The organism is Rickettsia hoogstraalii, assembly GCF_000825685.1.
GTDB lineage: Bacteria > Pseudomonadota > Alphaproteobacteria > Rickettsiales > Rickettsiaceae > Rickettsia > Rickettsia hoogstraalii.
Genome location: NZ_CCXM01000001.1, coordinates 309,826 through 335,892 on the forward strand (window position 1 = coordinate 309,826; position 26,067 = coordinate 335,892).

A 26,067-nucleotide genomic window follows, 5' to 3' on the forward strand; every position below is an offset into this window, starting at 1 on the left:
AACTTACACAAATTATATGACTACTCTACCGCATACTATATATAAAAAAAGTATCATTTATTTGGGTTCTATGGTTTGTTATAGTTAACAAATCATACATTATGTCTTCCCATTTTCTCTTTGATAAATCTATAAAATTATCAAATGGCGGACGCAGCTTATAATGAAGTTTTTCGGCATCGTGCTTTAAGTCAAAAAATATTAAATTTATTAATTTTCTTTTTTCTTCAGCAATCAAACCTATAAATTTCTGATGAGCTTCAGAAGCAATTTTTACTAAGGAAATCAGTTTTGTAATAAAGCTATCATCTGCTTTATTACATATTTCAATTTTGTTATTTATTTCTTGGTATTTTTGCGTATATTCTAATAGTTTCTCTTCATATTCTTCTTTACTGAGCGTATTATCAAAAAATAAATCTTTTAATCTATCTATACGCATTTTGAATTTGGCACTTTCTGCCTCTAATTCTTTCTTACGTGTTTTATAATATTCTTGCTCTATATCTGTCGAATTTTTTATATAGTCTATTAATTTTTCTAAAAATTCCGGTTCTAATTGCATTTGATGTTAAAACGCTTTCTATATCATCTAGTACTTTTTTTTCTGGTATATATATATATATTGACTTTTTGGGGTTATCCGCATCCCATATTCTTAAGTAGTTCCAAACTCCAACATTACCATTAGCATAAGTTTTTTGTTTAGTATCGGATGTTACAACTTTACCAGTATTAGCACATTTAATTAATCCCCTAAACACACAACCCTTATTACTCTCTTTAAATTTATTTCGTTCTTTTAAAACTATCACACATTGTCAAATAGTTCTTTTGAAATAATAGGTTCATATAAATGCGGATAATATTTATCAGCTTTTTTATAGTACATTACTCCATAATAAAAGGGATTTTGAATAATCTGCAAAAGATGGATTGTGCATAAATAACCTTTATTACCTCTTAAATTGGTTTAACCCCATTCCTTTGTTTTTTCTAATTATTTCAGGCAAAGTATATATGCCTTTAGCATATAATTCAAATATTCGCTTTATAAGCGGTGCTCTATTAGGATCAATAAATATTCTATCTCTGCCTCTTTTAGCTCTATCCCTACTATGTAAATAACCGATAGGAGAAGGAAGACTAATCCATTCACCATGGTGTAATTTATACTCAGTAATGTTATTTACGTTATTACGTGCATCATCAGAACGGTATTGTACGAGCTTTATACCTAAATCCCATTGCATTTTTTCTTGCGATGTTGAGTATTTATGTATAACAAGATTTTGACGACAGAAATGTAGCTCTATTTTTTCATCATCAATAAGTTTCTTAAGCATTTCTAATTCTTTAAAATTGCTACTTTGTAATATATTTACTTCACATTCTACTACTGCTACAATTTCTTTTTGGCTTGCAGCAAAATTGATCGCCTCCATAAATATTTTACGCTTTCCCGTTGTAGCAGATTCAGCCAATTCATAAATTTTTAAAATTTCTAAATTGTTATCTGCACAATATTCCTTTGAGTCTGACGTTTGACCTGTAAGTGAATAACCTGATTGCTGCTGACGTTTAGTTGATACTCTTGAGATTATTATTGCTTTTGCTGCTATTTTTCTTTTTTGCATATTAGGCTCTGCGTATGGAAAATTAATTTAATCTATTTTTGTTCTTTTTGGCTACAAAATTATAATATTCTTTTGAACTAAAAGCAACTTTTTATTGCAAAAATCTTATCAATTTTCACTCAAAAATATCTAGGGACATAAATAATTTAATTTTCCGTACGCAGAGCCTAATACTTAATTTTTGTGTTTTTTCTTATATAAAATCCAAATACAGTAAAATGCAGCAGCAGAGCTAATACTTAAAACGAAGCATAATAAAGCAAAATTGCTTATCGTTTTGCTGTGTATTTTAGAAACCAAATAAGTTACAGCAGCAATAACTACGTAGTATATTGCACCGAATATAGATCCCCTGCCGTACCTGTTACTTTAGCATAATCCTCCAGTGCATAACGAAGCGTCATAGGGATAAGTAGATTATGCCAACCATATGAATCATCATCGGTGCAAATACCATAGCGATTGCAAGACTATGACTCGCTGAAACCACTTCTAATATAAAAGCATTTACCGCAAATAATATACAACCGCACAAACTAAAAATAAATCCTAAACCCATAACTTTTTTATCGTGTACATGGCGTTTTTTTATTAAATACCCTCCTAAAAATCCTCCAAAGATAGCGGCAAAAGATAACAAAAACGCTAATTTACCGTAAAAAGATGGCGAAACTTTCATTTTATCAATAAAAAGGAGCTTCTATGAAAAAACCATAATATATGCCGTTAAATGCACCGATGATAAAAGCATATAACCAAAGAATTTTATCTTTAATAATTACCTGCAAAACCTCAAAATATTTACTGCTTTGTGAAAAATTTATATAAGAATTTGTTTCAGGTAAAACTTTATAATATAAAGCTAGTAATATAGTACCGGTAAGACTAAAAAATACAAAAACATAATGCCAGCTTGAATATTCTATAATATAGCCCCCTATAGATGAACCGAGAGAAGGGATAAATAACAGCCACGGAGATAAGCTAGCATAGACATATGATAACTCTGAGCCTTGATAGGAATCTCTAGCCATAGCCTGCCCAATAACAGAACCAACGCTTACACCGAAAGCTTGTACAAAACGAGCTATCATCAGCATTTCTATATTAACTGCAAAAATGCTAATAATTGAAGATACAACATAAATAAAAAGCCCAAGTAAAGCTATAGGTCTTCTGCCGTAAATATCCGATAATCTGCCAAGCGTTAATATACCGAGAGCAAATCCTAAAAAATATAATGTAGACGTAGTTTGAGTGACACCGCCGTCAATGCCGAAATATTTGGTTAAACTCGGTAATCCTGAAGTATAAATTGTTTCCGCGTAGTCGGTGATAAAATAAATAAGCATAGAAGCATCCATGCCGGGATTTTAGCGATTATTTTCATAAATGATTTTTTTATTTCGGTTCATCGAGTTTTATCGATTAATCCGCTCCAAACAAATTCGTTCCGTAATGTTTTTTAATTTTTCTACTCTCTCAATCAAGTAAAGTAACTGCTCTTTGCTAATTCTATAATTTTTATCATATCTTGCATCAACATATGCTTTTTTTAGTAATTCAAAACATTCTTTTTGTTCTTCATTTGCTTGCGGAAATACTTCCCATAATTCGCTATTATAATTTGCTGTTCTGCCGCCTAATTCCTCTATATCACTTTGGTTTATAATTAGAAAAAACTAATAAAATTGCTACTGTAAAAACTTTCCGTAGCTTGATGAAGATAAAAAGCTGATATAGGATTATCTTTTCTTTCTAGTGGATATTTGGAATCAATAAGAAATCCTTTACCTCTATTGAACCAATAATCATAATAATCTTTAGCAATTTCTTTCATCTCACCCCAAGGTAAATCTTTAGCTTCGCTTAAGGTAAATTCCTTACTATCGTATAAAAGGATGTCTTCTTTTTTAATATCTGTGTAAAAATAACGCCCTATCTCCAACTGTCTATTTACTTCATCAATTGACTCTAGAATTATCGATATTCGTGAATCATATGGGATAATCTGATCTTTTATTACTCCCATCTTTTTTAATCTTGTATATATTTTATCTTTTAATCTTAAAGCAGTGTACCCTTTATATTTACCTTTTTTCAGAATTATCAAAATATCAGTATCGCTATGGTAACCGTTAGGTAGATCACGTACCCAATCACCTCTTGCAAAAGAGCCATATAAGATAATCATAGCAATTTTATCTTGTGCAATATCTAAAATTTGGCTTACTATATAATTAAGCCTAGCTTGGATTTTTAGGGAGCGATCGGGCAAAATTGTTTTCATAATATTACTTTTTATTTCTATGTCGTTTCAGTGTTCTTTATGTCATTCCCGCGTGGATACTGAAGGTCGTCATTGCGAGGAGCGAAGCGACGCGGCAATCCAGGAAATAATTAAAAAAATTCTGTAAATCAGAATTTTTAACTGGATTGCTTCGTCAATTACTTCGTAATTTCCTCGCAATGACAGATAAACCGGTCCACGCAACAATGCCTACGCGGGAATGACATCGGCAGTCTATGGTTAATAAAACAAGTATACTCTGAGGTAAAATAAAAAGTATTATAGACGAAGATCAACTTCAAAAAGAGCAAGGAGTCTACAAGGCGAGGAGCGGAGCGTATACTTAATACGTGAGCACCGCAGAACTTATAAGACGACGTAGCCAATTTTTGAAGTTCATCGAGTATATTAAACGTTAAATCTAAAATGTACTATATCTCCGTCTTGCATTTTATATTCTTTACCCTCTAAACGCATTTTGCCTACCTCTTTGGCTTTTGCCTCACTACCGAGATTTATATAATCTTCATAGCCGATAACTTCCGCTCTAATAAAGCCTTTTTCAAAATCGGTATGAATAATGCCGGCAGCAGCCGGGGCAAGCGTGCCGTCTTTAAAAGTCCAACTATGGGCTTCTTTAGGACCTATGGTAAAAAAGCTTTTAAGGTTTAAGAGATTATACCCCTCTTTAATCACTTTACTAAGCCCCGTTTCCTCTAAACCTATAAATTTTAAGAACTCTTCTTTTTCTTCCATGCTTTCAAGTAAAGCAATTTCAGCTTCTATTTTTGAAGAAATTACGACGCTTTTAGCGTTTTCTTTCTTTGCTCTTTCTGCTACTAATTTCGTAAATTCATTACCTATAGCTGCATCTTTTTCAAGTACGTTATATATATAAAAAACGGGCTTAGAAGTAATTAACTGCAATTGTTTTAAATTATCAGCTCCTAAAATTTCATTTAACACTCTTGCAGGTTTACCGTCTGCCAACACTTTATAAACCTCTTTTAACAATTCTATCTGCTCCGACATTGTTTTATCGCCTGACTTTAAGCGTTTTTCACTTGTTGCTAAACGCTTTTCGACCGATTCTATATCAGCAAGTATTAACTCTGTTTCAATAACCTCAAGGTCATGGATTGGGTCGACTTTGTTATGTACGTGCGTTATATCCTCATCTTCAAAGCAACGCAGTACGTGCAGTATTGCATCGACTTCCCTGATATGAGATAAAAACTTATTACCAAGCCCCTCCCCTTTACTTGCTCCTTTAACAAGTCCTGCAATATCGACAAACTCAATATAAGACGGAATAATTTTTCCGCTTCCTGCTAAGCTTGCGAGTCGTTGCAAACGCTCATCCGGTACTAAAACTTTGCTGCTATTAGGCTCAATAGTACAAAACGGATAATTAGCGGCATCTGCAGCCTGACTTGCCGTTAAGGCATTAAATAACGTCGACTTACCGACATTCGGTAACCCAACAATTCCGAGTTTTAGTGTCATAAATTTTTCCGTAAATAATACATTATAGAATCTTTTTCGTAACCGTGCATAGCAAATTCAATTTTATACCCCAGTTTCTCATAAAACGTTTTTGCTTGGAAGTCCATAGTAACAAGATGAATAAAATTACAGCCTCGTTCACGTGCTAAATCCTCAGCTTTTTGCATTAGTAAAGTACCGTAATTTTGGTTTCTTATATTTTCATTAACAAAAAGTGAATCAATATAAAACCCTCCCCAAGAACTCATACCGCTAATTCCTGCAACAAAATTTTTATCCTGATCTAAACAGGAAAATGAAAAAGATTCAATATCTCCTACTAACCCCTTTTTTTCTCTAGCATCTTTGTTCAAAGCCTCAATAATTATAGTTCTATGAGTTTTATCCATTTCTTCGGCATAAACAATTTCAAAATCTTGTATCATAAATTTTTTCTGTTTAGTTTTAATATATCAAGCTATCTTATTCTTAAATTCTTCTAACTTATTCTCTAATATTAAACCAAAATTATTAACTATTCTATCTATAGCTTGCAACGCTGTTTCATACTCCGGTTTAGAGAAGTTATTAAGTACGTAATCTGCTACATCCTGATTATTTTGCGGTCTACCTACCCCAACCCTAATGCGATTATAATTATTGCCTATAACACCGTCAATTGATTTTAAACCGTTATGCCCGCCGTTACCGCTACCGGTTTTAAATTTTATTCTACCTGTTTCTAAATCAATATCATCATGAATAACAAAGATTTTTGCGGGGTGGATATTATAATATGTTTTCACCGATATCACTGACTTACCGGACAAGTTCATATAGGTAGTGGGCTTTATAAAAATTATCTTTTGCCCATCACTAATAGTTTCAGCAATCTCGCAATTGAATTTTTTCTTTGTACTAAATGATGAATTATATTGGTTTGCTATTTTCTCTATAGCAATAAAGCCGATATTATGCCTCGTATATTGATACTCTTTTCCTGGATTACCAAGACCAATAACAAGAATCATAATAATTTACCTAATAAATAGTAATGGAAAATTTTTGAAGAAATATTAATTTGGAAGAAGTATATGAACATTTAGAATGTCATTCTCGTTTCTAGCGGTATTGCCCGCGTGGGATCGGTTTTCTGTCATACGTAATTCTTCTCGCAATGACAGAAAATCGATACACACAATAAAACCACCGCACAATGACGAAAAAACTAATTGATGCAATGTCCTGTCTAAGCAGCTTACTTCCCTGCTTCAGCGGCTTGTTGTTCACCTTCAGCTTCGGTCTTTGCTCCTCTACGTCCTATAATAGTTGCAAGAACAAATTCTTTTTTAGTAGTAAAACTGCATCCTTTCGGTAATTCTATTTTTGAAGATTTTAGAGAAGTAGCAATAGGCATATTAGTAACGTCGATAGTTACGTTTCTTGGGATATTATTAACATCACATAATAAAGTAACTCTTCTTTTTACTATATTAAAATATCCGCCTCTTTTAACGCCTAAAGCTCTTTCCTTCCCTTCATATACTACAGGTACTTCCATTTTTTGAGTTTTCTCTTCTAAAAAGACAAAATCAACATGGCGTACTATATCCGTAACAGGATGTAACTCCACGGCTTTCGGCAATACTTTATATTTCTTCTTATCAATTGTTAAATTAATTAACTGAGAGATAAAAGCCGGCTTTCTATAATATTTAGTTATTTCCTTTTCTTCCAAAGAAATACTAACAGGGGTTTTACCCGCTCCGTAAATAATAGCCGGAACACGCCCTTCTCTTCTTAATGCTCTTGCTGCTCCTGTCCCGAATTCATTACGGGATTTAGCTTCAAGTTCTAATATTTCACTCATTATTTCAACACTTTAAACTTAAAAAAGATTATAATAGCTTCAATTAATATAAAATTCAAGTATTTTTAAAATACCTGTGCTGGCTTAACGCTTCGATGTCATTCCCGCGGAAGCGGGAATCCAGTACTTAAAAGGTATAAGTAAGGTAAATTTAAAAACTAAAAACTCAATTTACTTTGCTTTTTCCTGGATTCCCGCTTCCGCGAGAAGGCGTTGTTGCGTGGACCGAAAAATCCGTTCGGTGTCATACCGTGGCTTGACCACGGTATCCAAAAAACAATAAAAATATTAGTAATTTTAGTATTTTTAACTGGATCCCGCGATCAAGTCGCGGGATGACAGAGGTGAAATGAGTCCACGCGGGAATGACACAAAACGATCATGATATTATACACTCTCAAATAAAACGAGTATCTTATTCTATACCTAAAAACTTATGAGTTTGCAGAGATAATCTAGCACCGCTTTCTAGTGCTAATTTTACTGCTAACTCATTATTTTCGTCATTAAGTCTTTGATCGTTTTGATCCATAGGTTGAATAAAAACCGGTATATTATAAGAAGTTTGTCCTACTTCCGGTATAATGCTATATTCTGCAATATTTTTAGCAACGATAAATTTCACCGCACTAATTTTAGGCAATAAATCTTCTCTTATTTTACTATAACCGGTTTTACCGGCTTTCGGCGAACAAATTATAGATACCCCTTTTGGCAAAGAGCGATATAACGTACCGTTAGTCTCTATTTGGACTTTTAAATTTTGATCTAGTAACTTCTGACATAATAGCTCTATAGGTTGACGCATCGGCTCACCGCCGGTTATTACTACTAAATTAATCGATTTTTCATTTTTAGAATTTAATGCTAAGCTTTCTACTTTATTTAAAATCTCAGCTATATCTACTAACTCAAAATCTTCAAACTCCGTATCACAAAAATTACAAGCAAGATTACATCCCCCAAGCCTAATAAAAATAGCAGGGCAACCTACAAAAATACCTTCACCTTGTATAGTCTTAAAAATAGACTGCACCTCTAAACTAGTACCGTCACCACTTAATATGCTTCTTTTAGGATTTTGTCCAAACATTATCAATATTAATATGTATTTAGCATTCCCATTATAGCAAATAGCTTAAAAAAATAATAGAGTTGTTTGCTTAATAAAAATTTAATCGAGTTCTGCAATATTATTCATAGGTACATCACCTAAAGGAGTTACCTCTAACTCATCATTCAGCATAAAAGACTGATAACTCTTGCCTGGTTCTAATATTACTGCTTTGGAATTTTTATCACATGTAAATTTAATATAAGGCCTATTTTCAAGCAAACCAAGCATTTCATCATTTACTGTAACGCTACTACCTATAGGGATACGAATTTAATCGGTACTCCATGTGGTATACAGAGATTGAAGTCAGCATCATCAGGAGTCTTAAAAGAATTAGTATTTTTCATAGAATTTTAATTTTAGATTGAATTTATAATAATAAAAATATGAGTTTTTCTTAAAAAATCAATAATTAATTTAAATTTAATTAAAAATTTATTTACAGACGGTCTCTTAAAAAAAAATCTTGCAATAACTAATAAAAAAACTATTATCTAGTTTTCTATCTGTACATGGCTTTGGTATGCCTAATTACAGTTTAAGTCTAGTAAATACCAATTTAAAGGAATAATCATGCCTAAATTAAAAACAAAATCCGCTGTAAAAAAGCGTTTTAAACTTACTGCTAGCGGTAAAGTTATCGCATCCCAAGCAGGTAAAAAACATTTTATGCGTCGTCGTACTAAAGCTCAAATCCGTAACCTTAGAGGAACTACAATACTTTGTCCTCAAGACGGATATAATATTAAAAAATATTTTTTACCGTATGGTATAAATTAATTAATCAGGAGCTACAGCAATGACACGTGCAAAATCAGGAAAAATTTCTAAAAATCGACATAAAAAAATCCTCAAATTAGCCAAAGGCTATAGAGGTAGAGCTAATAGCTGTTTTAGAGTAGCTATTGAAAAAGTAGAAAAAGCTCTTCAATATGCTTACAGAGACCGTAGAAATCGTAAGCGTGATTTCAGAGGCTTATGGATTCAAAGAATAAATGCAGCAGTAAGAGAGCATGGGCTTGTTTACTCTCAATTTATGGGAGCTCTTAAAAAAGCAGAAATCGATATAGATCGTAAAGTACTTGCAGAACTTGCCGTCAATAACAGTGATGGATTCGCAAGTATCGTAGAAAAAGCAAAAGCACATATTTAAGTATTTAATATTCCCGCTTAATGATGTCATTCCCGCGGAAGCGGGAATCCAATAACAATTAATTTTTATTTTCGTTCGGTATAAATATTATGAAACGTACATTTCAACCTAGCAATTTAGTTAGAAAAAGAAGACATGGTTTTAGATCTAGAATGGCTACTCCAACCGGAAGAGCAATCTTAAGAAAACGTCGTGCGAAAGGTAGACATAAATTATCTGCTTAAAATAATCTGACTTATCAAATTGTCTATTACCTCTTTAAAAAATCAAAAAGAATTTGAGCTTATAAATAAGCTTGGAAAGAAGTTCTATGAGAGATATTTTATTTTGGTAATAGCCAAAAAACTTCCTAAAATCTTCTTTGAATCAAAATATAATACTTTTTTAGGGATCAAAGTTAGCAGAAAGCTAAATAAAAAAGCTGTGGTTCGCAATAAAATTAAAAGACGTATAAGACATCTAATTAGAATTATTGTTAGTGATTCTAAGCTTAAAGCTATAAAATTCGCAATGATTATTATTCCAAGAAAAGGATTTGAAGAGATAAACTTCTCACACTTGAATTGTGAATTAAGTAAAATAATTCTAAGAAATATTTAGATTTTATTGAATGGCTTAACATTGCCCGACGTGGAGCGGTTTTTCTGTCATTGCGAGTAGGTATTGCCGCGTGGATACCATACCACCCCGTCATTGCGAGCAGTCGTAGTACTTGCGTGACAATCCAGAAAAATAATAAAAAAAATTCTGTAAATCAGAATTTTTTACTAGATTGCTTCGTCAATTACTACGTAATTTCCTCGCAATGACGACTTGGATATTCATGCAACAATGTCGAGTTTGTAGAGCTTTGTGATATTGTTTATTAAATCTCCGGATCAGTATTTCCTAATATTGTTATATCTGAATTACTATCCGTATTTTCTTCCGTAAAATTTAAATTGAGTGCAATAGTCTTATTTAAAGGAATTTCAGGAGTTATTCCTTTATAATTTATATTTTCTATTATATTTTTTGAAACAATATTTGATCCTAGAGTTAGTGTACCCTCACCTGATATATTTAAAGTGCTTCCTGATCCTATAGTTAGTAGACCGGCGATATTCAAAGATTTTCCTGTTTCTATAATTACGGTAGTATCAGAATTGAATGAGATATTACCAAGAATCACATCTGATGCTATAATAAGTTTAAGAGTATTCATATTCATAGAATCTAAATGAATATCTAAACAATCTTCAATTTTTATTTCTTTTAAATAATTTTCTTGTGCCTCTTGCGACATTTCAAGTAACTCATTTTTAGAAATAGTCATTTTTTCTGCTAATTTATATAGATTTTTATCTTTTAAGAGATCTAATAAAAATTTTTTACTAGGTAACAACTGCAATAGTTCCTTATAAGTTATAGAATCAGAAAACCATTTTATTAACTTCCAATTTTCAAAAAGAATTTTTTATCATTTTCCTCTGTTAGTGTTCTATAGAATTTTATTCGCTCATCATTTACCGTAAAATCATCAGCTAACTTTTTGAGAGTTTCTTCTAACCTACCTAATATTGCTAAATCAAAAAAATCATTACTGCTATGTATTTGGTCATTATTAAGAGTAAGGATTGCACTATTTCCTGCTATTAACTCACATAATTTATCTAACTCATTACCAACTACGTAATCAATATCTTTAAAACTAAGTTGCTTTTGTATAGTTTATTGCTCCAAGTTCATTTATGCCTTTTTGCTTATCATCTTCATAATAATTACGAGCAATTTCAAATAATTTTGTTACTGCATTTGCACTAGCCGTATCATTATAACTATCTAATGTATTTAACAATTCATGATTTGAAATAATAGTTTTCATTTCTTCTGCACTTAATATTTTCTCTTTAACTAAAAAATGATCTTCCATCTTTTCTATTGATGATTTAGCTCTTAACGCTTGTACCTTTGCACCTAATTGTTTAAAACTGTCTATACTTTCCTTATCTTGTTTTTTCTTATAAGCATTTTCTATTTCTTTTTGCCTTAATTCGTTACTCTTACTCCAGTTATAAGCCTCTTTTTCTTCTTCATTTTCAGCTTGACCGTTTTTAATACGCTCTATTTTGTTCTCTATTTCTACAATTTTTTCTTTTATAAATTTAGAAGACTCTATATATATTAACTTCAAAAATTCCTTATCTACATTCCTAACTTTATCTTTAATATATTTTCTAAATTCTGATTTTAATCTGAAAAACTCTTTCATAACCTCAGCATTCTCAATAGGCATTGATTGGTTAAGGTACTTTAAATTATTGTAAATATACTGGAAATTTTCTTTTTGCTTTTCATAGTTAAATAAAAATTCTGCTTTTATATACTCTTCAATAGCATCAATAACACTTACTACAAAACTTGTCTTTTCTACTTCAAAATCTAATTCGCTCATATTCAAATCCTAATTATTATTAATTAAGATAGTGTCAATGTCATATAGTCAATTCAATTGGATTTTTATACAAGGAGCAAGGAGCGAAGCCTATAACTAGTAGGCGAGTCCAAATCAATTGACTATAAAATACGGTCATTGATTTTTATGTAAAATTCTATCAAACTATTATCAATAAAAACTTACAACCACTTCCGTTTCTTAAAATATTTATAGGTAATAATTGTAGATAATAGCATTAAGAATAAGGCTATAGGATAACCATACGGTGATTTAAGCTCAGGCATTACGGTAAAATTCATGCCGTAAATACTAGCTATTAAAGTGGGTGGGAGAAAAAATATAGTAACCAACGAGAAAATTTTAATAATATTATTTTGGCAATCATACCTAGTGCTGCGTCTAGAGTTCTTGCAATCTCACTAGATATAAATTGTGAAAAATTAATTATTGAGTCTACGTCTCGAAGCAATGTATCTAATAGATCCTTAGATGCTTTATTTTGAGTTATTTGTGGAGATTTTAAAATATATTGAATAGCCATAGTTAAAGAAAATAAACACTCACGACTTTTAGAAAGTAAATCACCTTTTCGACCTATTTTCTTTAATACATTGGTATGATCTATACGCAAATCATTAATGTTATTATCAAGTATTAAACGTCCATAATCATCAATATCCATACTAATCGAAATACTATAGAATGTGTTTCAGGAAATTCTTACTCTTTATTAACGAGTTCCGTAATAGTTAGATATAACGCCTCATTTTCAACATATAACCTCTCGGAAATCTCAATTTGTGATATATCCTTTAAAGTCGGTATTTCTATATTTAATGTATTTTTTACTATTACTTTTTCTTCATCGGTTATATTGAATAAATCAATCCATAATGTGGATTCATTAATAATATATTCTTCATTTTTTACTATAGAATTATTTTCCTTTAAATATGTAGTTATCATATAATCTCAAATATGTTTTTGTAGAGATTAACAAACTTCACTCTTTAAAGCAACTTAAAGCTTTTATTCTTGCAGATGATTCCTATTATTAGACTTCTTACATAACCTATCTTAGAAAGAAACACGAAAGCACTTGCCACCGCAGCGTATATAAATACGTTAGGATGCGAGTAGGTATGTTGCGTGGACCGATAAAACTCACTGTGTCACCTAATTCGCTTGCTAACTAGGTCTATAAAAACAATAAAAAATACTAATAATTTTAGTATTTTTAACTGGATCCTGTGGCGGGGCCACGGGATGACAGAGGTGAAATTGATCCACGCGGGCAATGCCTTGTGAGTACCGGATTAACGTACAAATTTACCTTTAGAAAGAGATTATGCAAGAAGTCTATTTTCTAAATAACAAATAATATACAATATAAAACCATCCAAAAAATCCATGAATGATAGCCCATAATATTGATTTATTCACATTAAACGATATTACTATTGCAAGTATTGTTCTAAGAGAAATACCACCATATCCTAAGTAATTCATATATTTTACCCTTAATATTTTTTAATATTATTGTAGGATATTTATTATGTTTTATTAAGATATTTTATGAATTAAAAATAATTAATTTACATATCATTGCTTAAAAACTACTTTATGGAACTGTTAACAAAATAGATTTAATTGATAATATTTTTGAGAGGATATACCCTATTTCAAAAAAACCTTATAATTTGCAGCTAAAAAAAGCAAAGAGTCCACAAGACGAAGAATGACAACAGTTATTAAATGTTCAGCATTCGAGAACTTAAAAAGACATTACCGCCAATTTTTTAAGTTCTATCTGAATATATACGTTCCTTATAAAAGCAGAACTTTATATATTAATTATTTTTTTGCAGTAAGATTCCAAATTTTCTCTGCTTTGCTTCCAAGCCACCAAAAGCTTATTCCTAGAATTGTAAAAAATACTGCTTTATGAGTTGTATTCCAAAAATATTCAAAAAATCTTGTATATAAATTAATAAATAAAAAAGTAACTCCAAATCCTTTAGTTATCGAATTATCTTGTTTTAAACCGTGATAAATAGCTGCTCCGGACATTAAAGCAAATAATAAAGACCAATGAAATAATTCTATCAGCTTTATCGACTTTAAGTAATAATCTTCAGGGTCATAATTTCCAAATATTGATAATAACCACATTGCAATAAATGAATATAATAAACCAATTACAAGAGTTACTTGAGTAAAATGATTGAATTTTTTATTTTCTTCTAAAATAAGAGCAGCTCCTGTTAATACTCCTCCAAATAACACAAAACATAATGGATAATTCATACCTAAGTAATATGCTCCCCATCCTGACATATACCCGGTTTCTGCTCCCATCAAACTACCTAGTGAAATTAAAGCAAAGCACCAAATTAAATTTGATTTAAAGAAATATCCTAATATGGCATAAACAATAAAAGATAAAAGCAATAAAATGGAAAAATGTCCACTCCCTGAATCAAATGCTTTTCCTAGTTGATAAATAGCACAAGCAGTAGTTAAGACCCCTAAAAATAATATTGCCCCATTGCTAAAAATTTTCTCTGGTTTTTGTTGCTGTCTTTTAAAACCAACAAAATAAATTATTCCCGATAAAGTTGATAAGGTAATAAATTTCAGCAGATACGGGGCATTAAAAATATATTCTAATAATTCGCGTAGATACCGATCAGACAAAATAGCACTAATGGCAATAACTATACACATTAGAGAAATCCAAAAAGAATATCTAGCTAATTTCTTCCAGTCGAAACTTAATATTTCTATATTATCTTTAAGTAATATAGTTGTATTATCATCAAGTAAACCGGTGTTATTCCATTCATCTAATGCTGAAAAAAGTATCTATGCCTGTGATTTAGCAACTTTCATAAATTAACCTAAATATCTCCCAAATTTTAATAGAAAGATATTATTAATATAAAAATATGTCAAGAATTACTAGGTTCTGTTGATAGGTATTGCTACTATCAACAGATATCACTATTAGCGAACGAACGTAAGCGTTGTTGTATGATTTATTTATGTCGTTCTCGCTTTCGCAGGAATGACATAAAACGCATTTTTCGATCCATGCAACAACACCGCAAACGTAGAGAGCATGGTAATCCAGAAAAACAATTCAAAAATGCTAGAAATTAGCATTTTAATTAGATTGCTTCATCAAAATTTTCAATTTTTCCTTGCAATTATTTAAAATATAAATAATTTCTTATTTCGCACAAGGAGCAATATTCTCCATTGCTACTAAATAATGAGAAGGATATTTTTTATATGATCCACTTAATGCATCTACAATAAACCCTGGCCAAAACAACACGTTAATAAGAGTTACACTATTAAAATTATCTCCAACAGCAATATTAAGTTGTTTATATCCTTCTTTTTTGCAATCAACTAACACTGCCCCTGAAGTTCTACGTACCTTTACTATCCCTGGATTATTTTGTAAGACATAACTTCCTCCAGTTCCATCGGTAACAGTACATACTACATTTTCTAAAGTAGCGTTATTCTTATTATCTATAACCTTAACATGAATATCTTGAGTCGTACCGGAAAAAATTGTAGCACAACTGCTCAAAGTTATGGTACTTATTAATATAGTAACAAGTTTATAAAGTTTCTACCTTCAAATTAATTATAAAGATTTTTAAGACCTGTAGAAGAAACTGCTTAGTAGTTAAAAGTAAACAATTAGTTAAAGATAGTGACAGTAAATATTTGGACTGAGTAATTACTTATATAAATATAAGCAATATACTAATTTAGTCTTTAAGGAGGTAATCCAGCCGCAGGTTCCCCTACGGCTACCTTGTTACGACTTCACCCCAGTCGCTAATTTTACCGTGGTTGGCTGCCTCTTGCGTTAGCTCACCACCTTCAGGTAAAACCAACTCCCATGGCGTGACGGGCAGTGTGTACAAGGCCCGAGAACGTATTCACCGCGGCATGCTGATCCGCGATTACTAGCGATTCCAACTTCATGCTCTCGAGTTGCAGAGAACAATCCGAACTGAGATGTCTTTTAGGGATTTGCTCCACGTCGCCGTCTTGCTTCCTTCTGTAAACACCATTGTAGCACGCGTGTAGCCCAACCTGTAAGGGCCATGATGACTTGACGTCGTCCCCACCTTCCTCCGGCTTATCACCGGCAGTTTTCTTATAGTTCCCGGCATTACCCGCTGGCAAATAAGAATGAGGGTTGCGCTCGTTGCGGGACTTAACCCAACATCTCACGACACGAGCTGACGACAGCCATGCAACACCTGTGTGTGGTCCAGCCGAGCTGAAGGAAAGCATCTCTGCGATCCGCGACCACCATGTCAAGGGTTGGTAAGGTTTTTCGCGTAACATCGAATTAAACCGCATGCTCCACCGCTTGTGCGAGCCCCCGTCAATTCCTTTGAGTTTTAATCTTGCGACCGTACTCCCCAGGCGGAGTGCTTAATGCGTTAGCTGCGAAACCGAAAGAGAATCTTCCGATATCTAGCACTCATCGTTTACGGCGTGGACTACCAGGGTATCTAATCCTGTTTGCTCCCCACGCTTTCGTGCATCAGCGTCAGTTGTAGCCCAGATGACCGCCTTCGCCACCGGTGTTCCTCCTAATATCTAAGAATTTCACCTCTACACTAGGAATTCCATCATCCCCTACTACACTCTAGATTAGTAGTTTTGAAAGCAATTCCGAGGTTAAGCCTCGGGCTTTCACTTCCAACTTACTAAACCGCCTACGCACTCTTTACGCCCAGTAATTCCGAACAACGCTAGCCCCCTCCGTCTTACCGCGGCTGCTGGCACGGAGTTAGCCGGGGCTTTTTCTGCAAGTAACGTCATTATCTTCCTTGCTAAAAGAGCTTTACAACCCTAAGGCCTTCATCACTCACTCGGTATTGCTGGATCAGGCTTTCGCCCATTGTCCAATATTCCCCACTGCTGCCTCCCGTAGGAGTCTGGGCCGTGTCTCAGTCCCAGTGTGGCTGATCATCCTCTCAGACCAGCTACAGATCGTCGGCTTGGTGAGCCGTTACCTCACCAACTACCTAATCTGACGCGGGCTCATCTATCAGCGATAAATCTTTCCTCCGTAGAGAATATACGGTATTAGCTTTTATTTCTAAAAGTTATTCCGTACTGATAGGCAGATTCCCACGTGTTACTCACCCGTCTGCCACTAACTAATTGGAGCAAGCCCCAATTAGTCCGTCCGACTTGCATGTGTTAAGCATACCGATAGCGTTCGTTCTGAGCCAGGATCAAACTCTCAAGTTTGATTCTGTCAGTTTTACTTTAAAAAATTGACAGGTTTAATTATCACTTTTGTGATATGTACATGTTTACTGTCACTATCTATATCTAATTATTTACTTTTAAAAACAGCTGCGACTTTTCTTCATTTATCGCTTTGGGTAGGTGTAATTATATGCAATATAATCAGCCCTGTCAACTACAATTTTGAAATTATTTTATTTTTGTTCTATATATCTAATTTAGATCTTTCTTTTGCAGCTTATAATCATTACAAAACTTTAGTTAAAATCTAATCACCACTAATGGCTAATATTCTTTAACTGTATTATATACTGTGCAGATATCTATTACTCATTGATATAGTATTTAATAAATACCTATCTCAATCATAACTTTTCATGCTTATATAAAATATCATGATTCATAACTTTTTGCCTATTAGGTAAGTGATCAAGTCGGCGTTGTTGCGTGGATCGATTTTTCCGTCATTGCAAGGAAATTACGTAAGTAATTGACGAAGCAAGGAAGAAAAAAAAATTCTGTAAATCAGAATTTTTTTTAATTATTTTCTAGATTGCCACGCAGCCTGCGGCTGCTCGCAAGGTCTTGTTGCGTGGATACCTATGTCATTCCTGCGAAAGCAGGAATCCAAAAAAAATAGTCTTAATATTTACTAAATAAACCTAAAAAACAAGTTTTTTGTAGATTTTACTGGATTCCCGCTTTTAGCTAAGAATGACATAAAGAACATTTACCGGTCCACGCAACAATTGTATAATTCTAACCTCCGGAACGTTCGACTTTCAAATCCAGCTCTTTTAAATCAAATTTTATATCGATTATTGCCCCCTCTTCTTCTCTGTTCGCTATATCTAGAATGCCGCAATGTTCTTCGACTATTCTTTTAACTATAGCAAGCCCTACCCCCATACCTTTACTGCTGGTCGTAACATAGCTTTCGGTAGCTTTGCCTATTAGCTCAGGCGGGAATCCTTTACCGTTATCTATTACAATAACGCTAATAAAATCGTCTTTAGCATCTATAGTAACTTCTATTTTTCCGGATTCTCGCCCTTCTATTGACTCTTCTGCGTTTTTCAACAAATTGATCATAACTTGATTTATTTGTGTAGCATCACACATAAAATCAAATTGATCTACGTTAGACTCAAATTTATATAAAATATTATCATTAAGTAATTTACGTGCTTCAACAATATGCTTAACTAAATAAACTAATTCACTTTTCGTAAATTTAGGAGCAGGAAGACGTGCAAAAAGAACAAATTCGGACACTATATTTTTAATATCGTTAGTATGACGAATAATCATTTTTAAATAATTTTCAAATTCTGCCTTTTCCTTAATTTCAGGACTAAATTTCTTAAGCAATCTTTCAGAAGCAAGTAAAATAGGAGTTAACGGGTTCTTGATTTCATGTGCTACTTTTTTTGCAACATCCGACCAAGCCATAGCCCTCTGTGCTATAACTAAATCACGTTGCTGGCGGGAAAGCTGCTTAATCATTCTATTAAATGCCGCATAAAGCGTACCTATTTCGTCTTTATCTACTTCATTTTCAGGCACTTGTACCGTTAAATCACCGTCTTTAACTTTGTCAGTTGCAGTAACTAATTTTTTAATAGGCTTTACTATTTTAGCGGTAAATATAACCCCAAAACTTATAGCTACAAAAAGAAGTAATAAGGCAATAAAGATAAACATTATAGAGAACTTAATCTGTATATTATCTATTTCATTTTTAAGGCTATTATACTCGGCAGCTGCTCCGTTAGTTGCATCTATATGGTCGATAATTTTATTATCTACTAGTCTACCGACTAATAAATACACATCATTATATTCTTTTAATTTAATCAGCATCCTTATTTTAGTCGGATCGGATTTTACTTCCACCGGTTCCCCTAAATCCGCTTTTTTAATTAAATGTGCAGGGATAGTTGCAAATGATAATGAAAAACTTAAATAACTATTAGCTACTATAGTATTAGTAGATTTGTTTAAAACTATAGCTTCATCAAGCGAACGCATCTCTGCTTCGGTATTAAGTGTTTTAGTAAATAAAGCAGGATTATGAATTAAATCATAATACATATCGCTTAAATCTTCAGCAACGGCTAGAGCCGTTTCTTTTAGCTGTAATTTATGCTCGGCAATATAAGATTCCGCAACTATTACGGATTGATCAAGAACCGTAGAAATCTTCTTATCAAACCAAGCTTGAACACTAAGATTAAAAAAATAAACAGAAAATACTGAGACAATTATAGTTGGAATAGCTGCAACTAAACTAAAGGCAATTACAATACGATTTTGTAATTTAGAACTATCGTTATTACTATTTTGAGTAAAAAATTTTTGAGTTAGTAAAACGCCTAAAATTAAAAAAATTGCTAAATCAACTAATAAAAATCCAATAATCGTACTAAAATTCTTTGATTCTAAAGATATCACATAAAAAGTAGCACAGGCAAAAATAATAGCTGCTATTGCTAAAGTAAAAATTAGTACTCTACTAGAAAAATAAGAACGTAAATTTTGTTTAAGATAACTAAGCATAGATACGGTTTATATGGCTATAACAGTTCTTTATAACATAAAAAAAAGCTAATTGGGAATATTTTGTACTTTAATGTCATTCCTGCGGGGGCGTTGCTGCGTGGACACCTAATCGTCATTGCGAGGAGCGAAGCGACGTGGCAATCTCATCAAATATCCTGAGATTGCGGACGTACAATTGCTATGCAATTTCCTCGCAATGACGAAAAATTACGAAGCAATCTACATAACAAAAAAGCTAGAAATATTAATATTTCTAGCTTTTTATTTAGTATTAAAATTGTTTGAAATTTTATTCATCAAACATTTTTTTACGAGCAAATTTTCTCTGTCTTCTTGCTGCTTCTTGTGCTTTACGAACACGCTTCGCTGAAGGTGTTTCATAATAACGCTGTTCTTTCATCTTACGAAAATAAAGCTCTCTTTGTAGCTTTTTCTTAAAATTCTTAAGCGTATTGTCACAATTACCGGCGTGAACATTTACTAGTATCACTAAAATTACTCTCCTTAAAAGATATTGTGGTTTATTGAACTATACCCTATAATTAAGTTATATGTCAAGGTTAAAAAATATGAGCATTAAAGAAGAACACCATATCAAAAAAATAAGTTTCGTGCAATCTTTATTAGAATTATTACCGTTTAATGAATGGAATAATAAGCTACTTGAAGAAGCAGAAGAAAAATGCGGCTTTGCAAAAGGTTATGCTTTAATAGTTTTTCCGGAAGGTTTATCTGAAATAATAGAATTCTTTGAAAGCTACTTAGATAATATTATGCTAGAAAGCTTAAAGACAATAGAAGAGCCGGCAAAAATAAGAGATAAAATATCTTTAGCGGTAAAGATTAGGATCAAAACCGTACTCCCTATTATTCATAGTAAGAATGCCGCTTATTTTGCGTTAAACCCAATGCAAGGAACTGAAGTTGCATTCCGTAGTTGTGATGCTATTTGGCGTTATACCGGCGATAAATCTCTTGATTTTAACTATTATACTAAAAAAGGTTTATTGCTATCGGTTTATGTCTCCTCTATTCTTTTTTATATTCAAGACGAATCGGAGAATTATATCGAAACCGATAAATTTATTGAGACTTCCGTAGAAAATATAGTAAAAACTTTCTCGCAGATGAAAAAACTACTCGACCCCTCAAATATACCCATAGTTAGAATGTTTACTTAACGTAACTTGTTGCATTACTCTCGATGTCATTCCCGCGAAGCGTTGTTACGTGGATCAATTTCACCTCTGTCATCCCGCGACTTAGATCGCGGGATCCAGTTAAAAATACTAATATTATTAGTATTTTTATTGTTTTTTGGATACCGTGGTCAAGCCACGGTATGACACCGAACGGATTTTTCGGTCCACGCAATAAAGCCTCGCAGGAATGACATCGATATCCACACTAACAATCCCCTTCACAATGACGATATCAATCTATTATTTTACAATACCAAATAGTTTAGTACAAATTATGTATTTATCTCTGTGTCATTATCTATTATTATAGACCAAACTATTATAATAATTTCTAAAATAATGACAAATACTAAATATTACCCTGAAGTTAGCTCGAATGCTGATTTTGCAGGCTTAGAGCGAGAGATACTAAAATTTTGGCAAGAGAATAATATATTCCAAAAATCTATTGATGATAGGAATGGAGAGTCGGAATTTATTTTTTATGACGGACCACCTTTTGCAAACGGTTTGCCGCATTACGGTCACTTGCTTACCGGTTTTATTAAAGACGTATATGCTAGATACCAAACGGTTAAAGGCAAAAAAGTTGAGCGTCGCTTTGGCTGGGACTGTCACGGTCTTCCTGCTGAAATGCAATCAGAAAAAGAACTTGGCATTTCAGGACGTCTTGCAATAACTAATTTCGGTATAGAGAAGTTTAATGCACATTGCAGAGCTTCGGTAATGAAATATGCGAGCGACTGGGAAGAATATGTAACTCGTCAAGCAAGATGGGTAGATTTTAAAAATTCTTATAAAACGGTGGATAAGAATTTTATGGAATCCGTACTTTGGGCATTTAAGGAGTTATATAATAAGGGGTTATTGTATGAATCTATGCGGGTAATGCCTTATTCTTGGGCATGCGAAACACCGCTTTCTAATTTTGAAACAAGACTTGATAATTCTTATCGTGAGCGAGCAGATAAAGCTGTAACGGTGAGTTTTGTACTATGTCATCCTAAAAACATAACCGATGTCATTCCCGCGAAAGCGGGAATCCAGGAAAAAATGGAACAATCTCAACTTAACACTAACTATAAAGTACTGGATCCCCGCCTTCGCGGGGATAACATAGAATACAGAATCCTTGCTTGGACAACTACTCCCTGGACATTACCGTCAAATCTAGCCTTAGTCGTCGGTAGTGATATCGATTATGCATTAGTCCCTAAAGAAAATATTTGTTATATAATAGCTGCCTCGTCAGTTTCTAAATATGCTAAAGAATTAGGGCTTAGCGGTGAAGAAAATTTTGAGATAATTAAAGGCTCAGAGCTTCAAGGATTGAGCTATAAGCCTTTATTCGACTATTTCAAGAATCATCCAAACAGCTTCAAGATATTTGCAGGTGATTTCGTAGTTGAGGGTGATGGCACGGGTGTTGTACATATGGCTCCGGGCTTTGGTGAAGATGACCAAATACTTTGCGAATCGAAAGGTATTGAGCTTGTTTGTCCTGTTGATAATAGCGGTAAATTCACTAAAGAAATTCCTGATTTAGAGGGCTTACAGGTATTTGATGCAAATGACGAAATAATAATCAAACTGAAAGAGCAAGGAAATTGGCTAAAAACTGAGCAGTATATTCATAATTATCCTCATTGCTGGCGAACAGATACGCCTCTTATATATAAGGCCGTTCCATCGTGGTATGTAAAGGTTACGCAGTTTAAAGATAGGATGGTAGAATTAAATCAGCAAATAAATTGGATTCCACATCACGTTAAAGATAATTTATTCGGTAAGTGGCTTGAAAATGCCCGTGATTGGTCAATAAGCCGTAATAGATTTTGGGGAACACCCTTACCTGTTTGGAAGTCCGATGATCCAAAATATCCACGTATAGATGTTTACGGTTCTATAGAGGAATTAGAGAAAGATTTCGGCGTTAAAGTTACTGATTTACATCGTCCGTTTATCGATGAACTTACTAGGGTCAATCCTGATGATCCAACAGGTAAATCAACAATGCGTAGAATCGAAGACGTGTTTGACTGCTGGTTTGAAAGCGGCTCGATGCCATACGGACAAGCCCACTACCCTTTTGAAAATAAAGAATGGTTTGAGGATCATTTTCCGGCTGATTTTATAGTTGAATATTCAGCTCAAACACGTGGTTGGTTTTATACTTTAATGGTGCTATCTACCGCTTTATTTGATCGTCCGCCGTTTTTAAATTGTATATGCCACGGTGTGATTTTAGACGCTACCGGTCAAAAACTCTCAAAGCGTCTTAATAACTACGCCGATCCGCTGGAGCTATTTGATAAATACGGCTCTGACGCATTAAGAGTTACGATGCTATCTTCAAACGTTGTTAAAGGTCAGGAGCTATTAATCGATAAAGACGGTAAGATGGTATTTGATACGCTTCGTTTATTTATCAAACCTATTTGGAATGCTTACCATTTCTTTACGATGTATGCTAATGCCGATTCGCTTAAAGGTGAGGTTAGTTTTGCTTCTGAAAACGTGCTTGATGTTTATATATTATCCAAGCTTAAAATAGCAGTACAAAAAATTGAAGAGAGCTTAGATAATTTCGATACGCAAACGGCTTATCACGCAGTTTCAGAATTTTTTGAAGTATTGAATAACTGGTATATAAGACGAAGTAGAGCCAGATTTTGGAAAAGCGAAAAAGATGCAGATAAACAAAATGCTTATAATACTCTATATTCATGTTTAGAGACCATGGCTATTGCGATGTCGGCATTAGTGCCTATGATTTCGGAGGCGATATATAAGGGGCTATGTCATAAACAACCAAACGTCATTGCGAGGAAAGACGCAAGTCTTGACGAAGCAATCTCAGGACATTCTCATGAGATTGCCACGGCACTTTCAGTGCCTCGCAATGACGGTTTGGTATCCACACAGGCAACATCGCCTCGCAATGACGGTTCTATTTCCGTCCATCTATGCAACTATCCTGACCTCTCAAGCTTTGAGGTAAATCACGAGCTAGTTGCTACTATGGATAACGTGCTTGATATTTGTAGTAATAGCCTGTTTATTAGAAGTACTGAAAATATCAGGGTAAGGCAGCCGCTTGCTAGCATAATTATTATCAGTAAACATAATAACGATCTCAAAGATTTTGAAGATTTGATCAAGGATGAGATTAATGTTAAATCAGTAATTTATCGTGACGATCTAGAGAATTACGCAAGCAAAAAACTATCGATTAATTTCCCAATGCTTGGTAAACGTCTTCCCGCTAAAATGAAAGAGATTATAGCCGCCTCCAAAAAAGGTGAGTGGGAAGCTATCGCAGGCGGTTTAGCTATATGCAGTGAAACCTTAAATAATGAGGAATATAAGCTAATTTTAGAGCCATATTCACATATAAAAGGAGCAGCAAGTTTTGAGAATAATAGTAGCTTGTTAATACTTGATTTAGAGCTAACAGCTGAGTTAATAGAAGAAGGATACGCAAGAGACATTGTACGCTTCATACAACAGGCTCGAAAAGATGCCGATTTCTCTATAATCGACAGGATTTTAATTGAGATAATAAGCGAGTTTGATTTATCTAAGATAATTGATAATTATGGAGACTTTATTAAAGAACAAACTTTAGGCGAGTTTTCTAAAAATTTCACACCTGATTATGTAAGTAAAGTAGAATTAGAGAACCATCAAATACAACTTAAAGTTAAGAGATTGTAAATTATTTTACTATCAATTAAGATATTGATAATTTACTTAGATTAATCTATAGTACGCACGCTATAAATTAATTTAAGGTAAATTATCATGAAAAAATCCTCTTTAGCTCCGGGGAAAGGTTCTAAGATTAAAAACCGTTTAGGAACTAATACCACGGCAACTACAAACACAGAAATTGTAATAACTATATTTAAAACAATATTTTAATGCGTTTCATCCTCAAGAAGGAACAGCATTAAATATTGTAACTAGCTTAGATAATCCAGATTTAAATAAAATAAATCTCATAGAAGGCCTTATATCGCAAGGTGCAAATCATTAGAATTTGCATTTAAAAACAACTATGAACAAGCTGAATATCTACTTAATCATCTTACGTTTGAACCTAATTCTAGCCTAATACAAGCAATACAAAACCAAAGTTTAACGTTAGTAAAGTATTTTGTAGAAAAACAAGAAGCGGATGTCAATTTTAGTAATTTTGGTTTTAACCCATTAAGACTTGCTGCTGGCTTAGCAGAACCTTATAAAACAGATATTACATGTTATCTTTTAATAAAGGGAGCAACTTATTTAAATACAACCTTAGAAGAAGCAGCACAAGGCGGTCAAAATGTAAACGATCTTCATAAGCAAATCTTTTTTAAAGCAATAAACGAAAATAAACTTGAAGTAATTAAAAAATTTGTTGAAATATACAGTTTTGATGTTAATACTGAATATTGTTTTAATACACCGTTAAGTACCGCAAATTTAAAAAATAGAAAAGAAATTGCAAAATATCTTTTATCTAAAAATGCTAATTTGGATATAGCTCTAGAAATAGCAATAATAGACGGTAAGTTAGAAGGGGTAAAAACATTATTAAAGGCAGGAGCAAAAATTAACGGCAATAAAGATGCATCACCTTTAATGCTTGCATCAGAGCATGGGCAGACCATAATAGTAAAAATTTACTTAAACACGGCGCTAACTATAATGTTAAAGGATGGGAAAAAGATAACTTACATAGCGATATATCGTTTCAACTAACTCAAATCACTGAAATTTCTACATTATGTAAAAAAGCTAATAATCCTAACCACAAATATATATTAGATAGGATATTAAAAACAAGTGTCTCATCACATTATGACGAATACAAGAATTTATCATTAGAACAAATAAAGCAAAAATTTTCTAAATTCAAAAAACAACTAAAACAAGATTTACAAAATTTCACAGAAATTAAAGCACTGCTAGAAGATTATTCTAGCGGGAAGAAAATTCCAATAAATACACATACTATAGTAGAAGACGAGG

25 protein-coding genes, 1 rRNA gene and 4 pseudogenes are annotated in these 26,067 nt (G+C 33.0%); 9 read left to right on the forward strand and 21 right to left on the reverse strand.

All coding sequences use genetic code 11. The annotated features are described in order from the left end of the window. Positions 1-25: 25 nt before the first annotated feature. The 13 genes and pseudogenes from BN1174_RS07725 to BN1174_RS07730 all read right to left on the reverse strand — a co-directional run bounded on the left by BN1174_RS07725 (position 26) and on the right by BN1174_RS07730 (position 8,618). Positions 26-565 carry a hypothetical protein gene (locus BN1174_RS07725; RefSeq protein WP_052454716.1) on the reverse strand — a complete coding sequence of 180 codons (540 nt, stop codon included), beginning with the start codon at positions 563-565 and terminating at the stop codon, positions 26-28. Further along, positions 486-815 (reverse strand): hypothetical protein, encoded by a 330-nt coding sequence (locus tag BN1174_RS10590; RefSeq protein ID WP_040255991.1) that lies wholly within the window; start codon positions 813-815, stop codon positions 486-488. Before BN1174_RS10590 ends, BN1174_RS07725 begins: the two co-directional genes overlap by 80 nt. After that, positions 812-892, reverse strand: coding sequence for a hypothetical protein (locus BN1174_RS09620; protein ID WP_082022256.1), 81 nt, complete (start codon positions 890-892; stop codon positions 812-814). The genes BN1174_RS10590 and BN1174_RS09620 overlap by 4 nt, the downstream gene beginning before the upstream one ends. Before the next feature lie 64 nt (positions 893-956). Further along, positions 957-1,637, reverse strand: a complete 681-nt coding sequence (locus tag BN1174_RS01635; RefSeq protein ID WP_040255993.1) for a recombinase family protein — start codon at positions 1,635-1,637, stop codon at positions 957-959. A gap of 174 nt (positions 1,638-1,811) precedes the next feature. Continuing rightward, positions 1,812-3,027 (reverse strand): annotated as a pseudogene (locus BN1174_RS01640) (Bcr/CflA family efflux MFS transporter). Positions 3,028-3,058: 31 nt separating this feature from the next. Beyond that, positions 3,059-3,310 (reverse strand): HEPN domain-containing protein, encoded by a 252-nt coding sequence (locus BN1174_RS08335; protein ID WP_331370587.1) that lies wholly within the window; start codon positions 3,308-3,310, stop codon positions 3,059-3,061. After that, positions 3,310-3,927, reverse strand: coding sequence for a nucleotidyltransferase domain-containing protein (locus BN1174_RS11395; RefSeq protein ID WP_082022257.1), 618 nt, complete (start codon positions 3,925-3,927; stop codon positions 3,310-3,312). The genes BN1174_RS08335 and BN1174_RS11395 overlap by 1 nt, the downstream gene beginning before the upstream one ends. A gap of 408 nt (positions 3,928-4,335) precedes the next feature. Then, on the reverse strand, positions 4,336-5,433 hold the full coding sequence (gene ychF, locus BN1174_RS01650; RefSeq protein ID WP_040255995.1) for a redox-regulated ATPase YchF: 1,098 nt from the start codon (positions 5,431-5,433) through the stop codon (positions 4,336-4,338). After that, entirely contained in the window at positions 5,430-5,858 is a 429-nt protein-coding gene (locus BN1174_RS08345) for a GNAT family N-acetyltransferase (RefSeq protein ID WP_331370574.1), read from the reverse strand. Before BN1174_RS08345 ends, ychF begins: the two co-directional genes overlap by 4 nt. A gap of 27 nt (positions 5,859-5,885) precedes the next feature. Then, positions 5,886-6,443: an aminoacyl-tRNA hydrolase gene (gene pth / locus BN1174_RS01665; RefSeq protein WP_040255997.1), complete on the reverse strand. Its 558-nt coding sequence runs from the start codon at positions 6,441-6,443 to the stop codon at positions 5,886-5,888. 227 nt (positions 6,444-6,670) lie between these two features. After that, on the reverse strand, positions 6,671-7,282 hold the full coding sequence (locus BN1174_RS01670; protein WP_040255999.1) for a 50S ribosomal protein L25/general stress protein Ctc: 612 nt from the start codon (positions 7,280-7,282) through the stop codon (positions 6,671-6,673). 415 nt (positions 7,283-7,697) lie between these two features. Further along, positions 7,698-8,375: a 7-carboxy-7-deazaguanine synthase QueE gene (locus tag BN1174_RS01675; protein ID WP_040256001.1), complete on the reverse strand. Its 678-nt coding sequence runs from the start codon at positions 8,373-8,375 to the stop codon at positions 7,698-7,700. A gap of 81 nt (positions 8,376-8,456) precedes the next feature. Continuing rightward, positions 8,457-8,618 (reverse strand): hypothetical protein, encoded by a 162-nt coding sequence (locus BN1174_RS07730; protein ID WP_231555733.1) that lies wholly within the window; start codon positions 8,616-8,618, stop codon positions 8,457-8,459. Between the two features lie 354 nt (positions 8,619-8,972). Between BN1174_RS07730 and rpmI the strand changes: the two genes are divergently transcribed. The 4 genes from rpmI to rnpA all read left to right on the forward strand — a co-directional run bounded on the left by rpmI (position 8,973) and on the right by rnpA (position 10,152). Beyond that, positions 8,973-9,179 carry a 50S ribosomal protein L35 gene (gene rpmI / locus BN1174_RS01680; RefSeq protein WP_004997924.1) on the forward strand — a complete coding sequence of 69 codons (207 nt, stop codon included), beginning with the start codon at positions 8,973-8,975 and terminating at the stop codon, positions 9,177-9,179. A 19-nt stretch (positions 9,180-9,198) separates the two neighbouring features. Continuing rightward, positions 9,199-9,552, forward strand: coding sequence for a 50S ribosomal protein L20 (rplT, locus tag BN1174_RS01685; protein ID WP_040256020.1), 354 nt, complete (start codon positions 9,199-9,201; stop codon positions 9,550-9,552). Positions 9,553-9,641: 89 nt separating this feature from the next. Continuing rightward, positions 9,642-9,776 (forward strand): 50S ribosomal protein L34, encoded by a 135-nt coding sequence (rpmH, locus tag BN1174_RS01690; RefSeq protein WP_011270688.1) that lies wholly within the window; start codon positions 9,642-9,644, stop codon positions 9,774-9,776. 19 nt (positions 9,777-9,795) lie between these two features. After that, positions 9,796-10,152, forward strand: coding sequence for a ribonuclease P protein component (gene rnpA, locus BN1174_RS01695; RefSeq protein ID WP_040256029.1), 357 nt, complete (start codon positions 9,796-9,798; stop codon positions 10,150-10,152). 391 nt (positions 10,153-10,543) lie between these two features. Here rnpA and BN1174_RS12580 read toward each other — a convergent pair. The 4 genes and pseudogenes from BN1174_RS12580 to BN1174_RS10605 all read right to left on the reverse strand — a co-directional run. Continuing rightward, positions 10,544-10,762 (reverse strand): annotated as a pseudogene (locus BN1174_RS12580) (hypothetical protein); the annotation flags it as partial. A 480-nt stretch (positions 10,763-11,242) separates the two neighbouring features. Then, on the reverse strand, positions 11,243-11,464 hold the full coding sequence (locus tag BN1174_RS12585; RefSeq protein ID WP_040257870.1) for a hypothetical protein: 222 nt from the start codon (positions 11,462-11,464) through the stop codon (positions 11,243-11,245). Between the two features lie 704 nt (positions 11,465-12,168). Continuing rightward, positions 12,169-12,955: pseudogene (locus tag BN1174_RS01715) on the reverse strand (CorA family divalent cation transporter). An 888-nt stretch (positions 12,956-13,843) separates the two neighbouring features. After that, on the reverse strand, positions 13,844-14,686 hold the full coding sequence (locus BN1174_RS10605; protein ID WP_231555736.1) for a hypothetical protein: 843 nt from the start codon (positions 14,684-14,686) through the stop codon (positions 13,844-13,846). Between the two features lie 10 nt (positions 14,687-14,696). Here BN1174_RS10605 and BN1174_RS11415 point away from each other — a divergent pair, with 10 nt between their 5' ends. Beyond that, positions 14,697-14,888 carry a hypothetical protein gene (locus BN1174_RS11415; RefSeq protein WP_156138438.1) on the forward strand — a complete coding sequence of 64 codons (192 nt, stop codon included), beginning with the start codon at positions 14,697-14,699 and terminating at the stop codon, positions 14,886-14,888. Positions 14,889-15,221: 333 nt separating this feature from the next. Here the strand turns inward: BN1174_RS11415 and BN1174_RS01725 are convergent, their stop codons facing one another. The 3 genes from BN1174_RS01725 to BN1174_RS01735 all read right to left on the reverse strand — a co-directional run bounded on the left by BN1174_RS01725 (position 15,222) and on the right by BN1174_RS01735 (position 19,843). Then, complete coding sequence (locus BN1174_RS01725; RefSeq protein WP_231555737.1) at positions 15,222-15,593, reverse strand: hypothetical protein; 372 nt, start codon at positions 15,591-15,593, stop codon at positions 15,222-15,224. Positions 15,594-15,785: 192 nt separating this feature from the next. Continuing rightward, positions 15,786-17,284, reverse strand: a 16S ribosomal RNA gene (locus BN1174_RS01730). Between the two features lie 759 nt (positions 17,285-18,043). Further along, positions 18,044-19,843, reverse strand: coding sequence for a sensor histidine kinase NtrY-like (locus BN1174_RS01735; protein WP_040256033.1), 1,800 nt, complete (start codon positions 19,841-19,843; stop codon positions 18,044-18,046). A 92-nt stretch (positions 19,844-19,935) separates the two neighbouring features. Here BN1174_RS01735 and BN1174_RS13320 point away from each other — a divergent pair. After that, positions 19,936-20,069, forward strand: a pseudogene (locus BN1174_RS13320) (polysaccharide polymerase); the annotation flags it as partial. Positions 20,070-20,135: 66 nt separating this feature from the next. On the opposite strand, the gene rpsU reads toward BN1174_RS13320, so the two are convergent. Further along, positions 20,136-20,336, reverse strand: a complete 201-nt coding sequence (gene rpsU / locus BN1174_RS01740; protein WP_012148483.1) for a 30S ribosomal protein S21 — start codon at positions 20,334-20,336, stop codon at positions 20,136-20,138. 79 nt (positions 20,337-20,415) lie between these two features. Here rpsU and BN1174_RS01745 point away from each other — a divergent pair, with 79 nt between their 5' ends. The 3 genes from BN1174_RS01745 to BN1174_RS12590 all read left to right on the forward strand — a co-directional run bounded on the left by BN1174_RS01745 (position 20,416) and on the right by BN1174_RS12590 (position 25,797). Continuing rightward, positions 20,416-21,027, forward strand: a complete 612-nt coding sequence (locus BN1174_RS01745) for a COQ9 family protein (protein ID WP_040257873.1) — start codon at positions 20,416-20,418, stop codon at positions 21,025-21,027. Positions 21,028-21,387: 360 nt separating this feature from the next. Continuing rightward, entirely contained in the window at positions 21,388-24,765 is a 3,378-nt protein-coding gene (gene ileS, locus BN1174_RS01750; protein WP_040257875.1) for an isoleucine--tRNA ligase, read from the forward strand. Positions 24,766-25,173: 408 nt separating this feature from the next. Continuing rightward, positions 25,174-25,797, forward strand: a complete 624-nt coding sequence (locus tag BN1174_RS12590) for an ankyrin repeat domain-containing protein (protein WP_331370588.1) — start codon at positions 25,174-25,176, stop codon at positions 25,795-25,797. Positions 25,798-26,067: the final 270 nt, after the last annotated feature.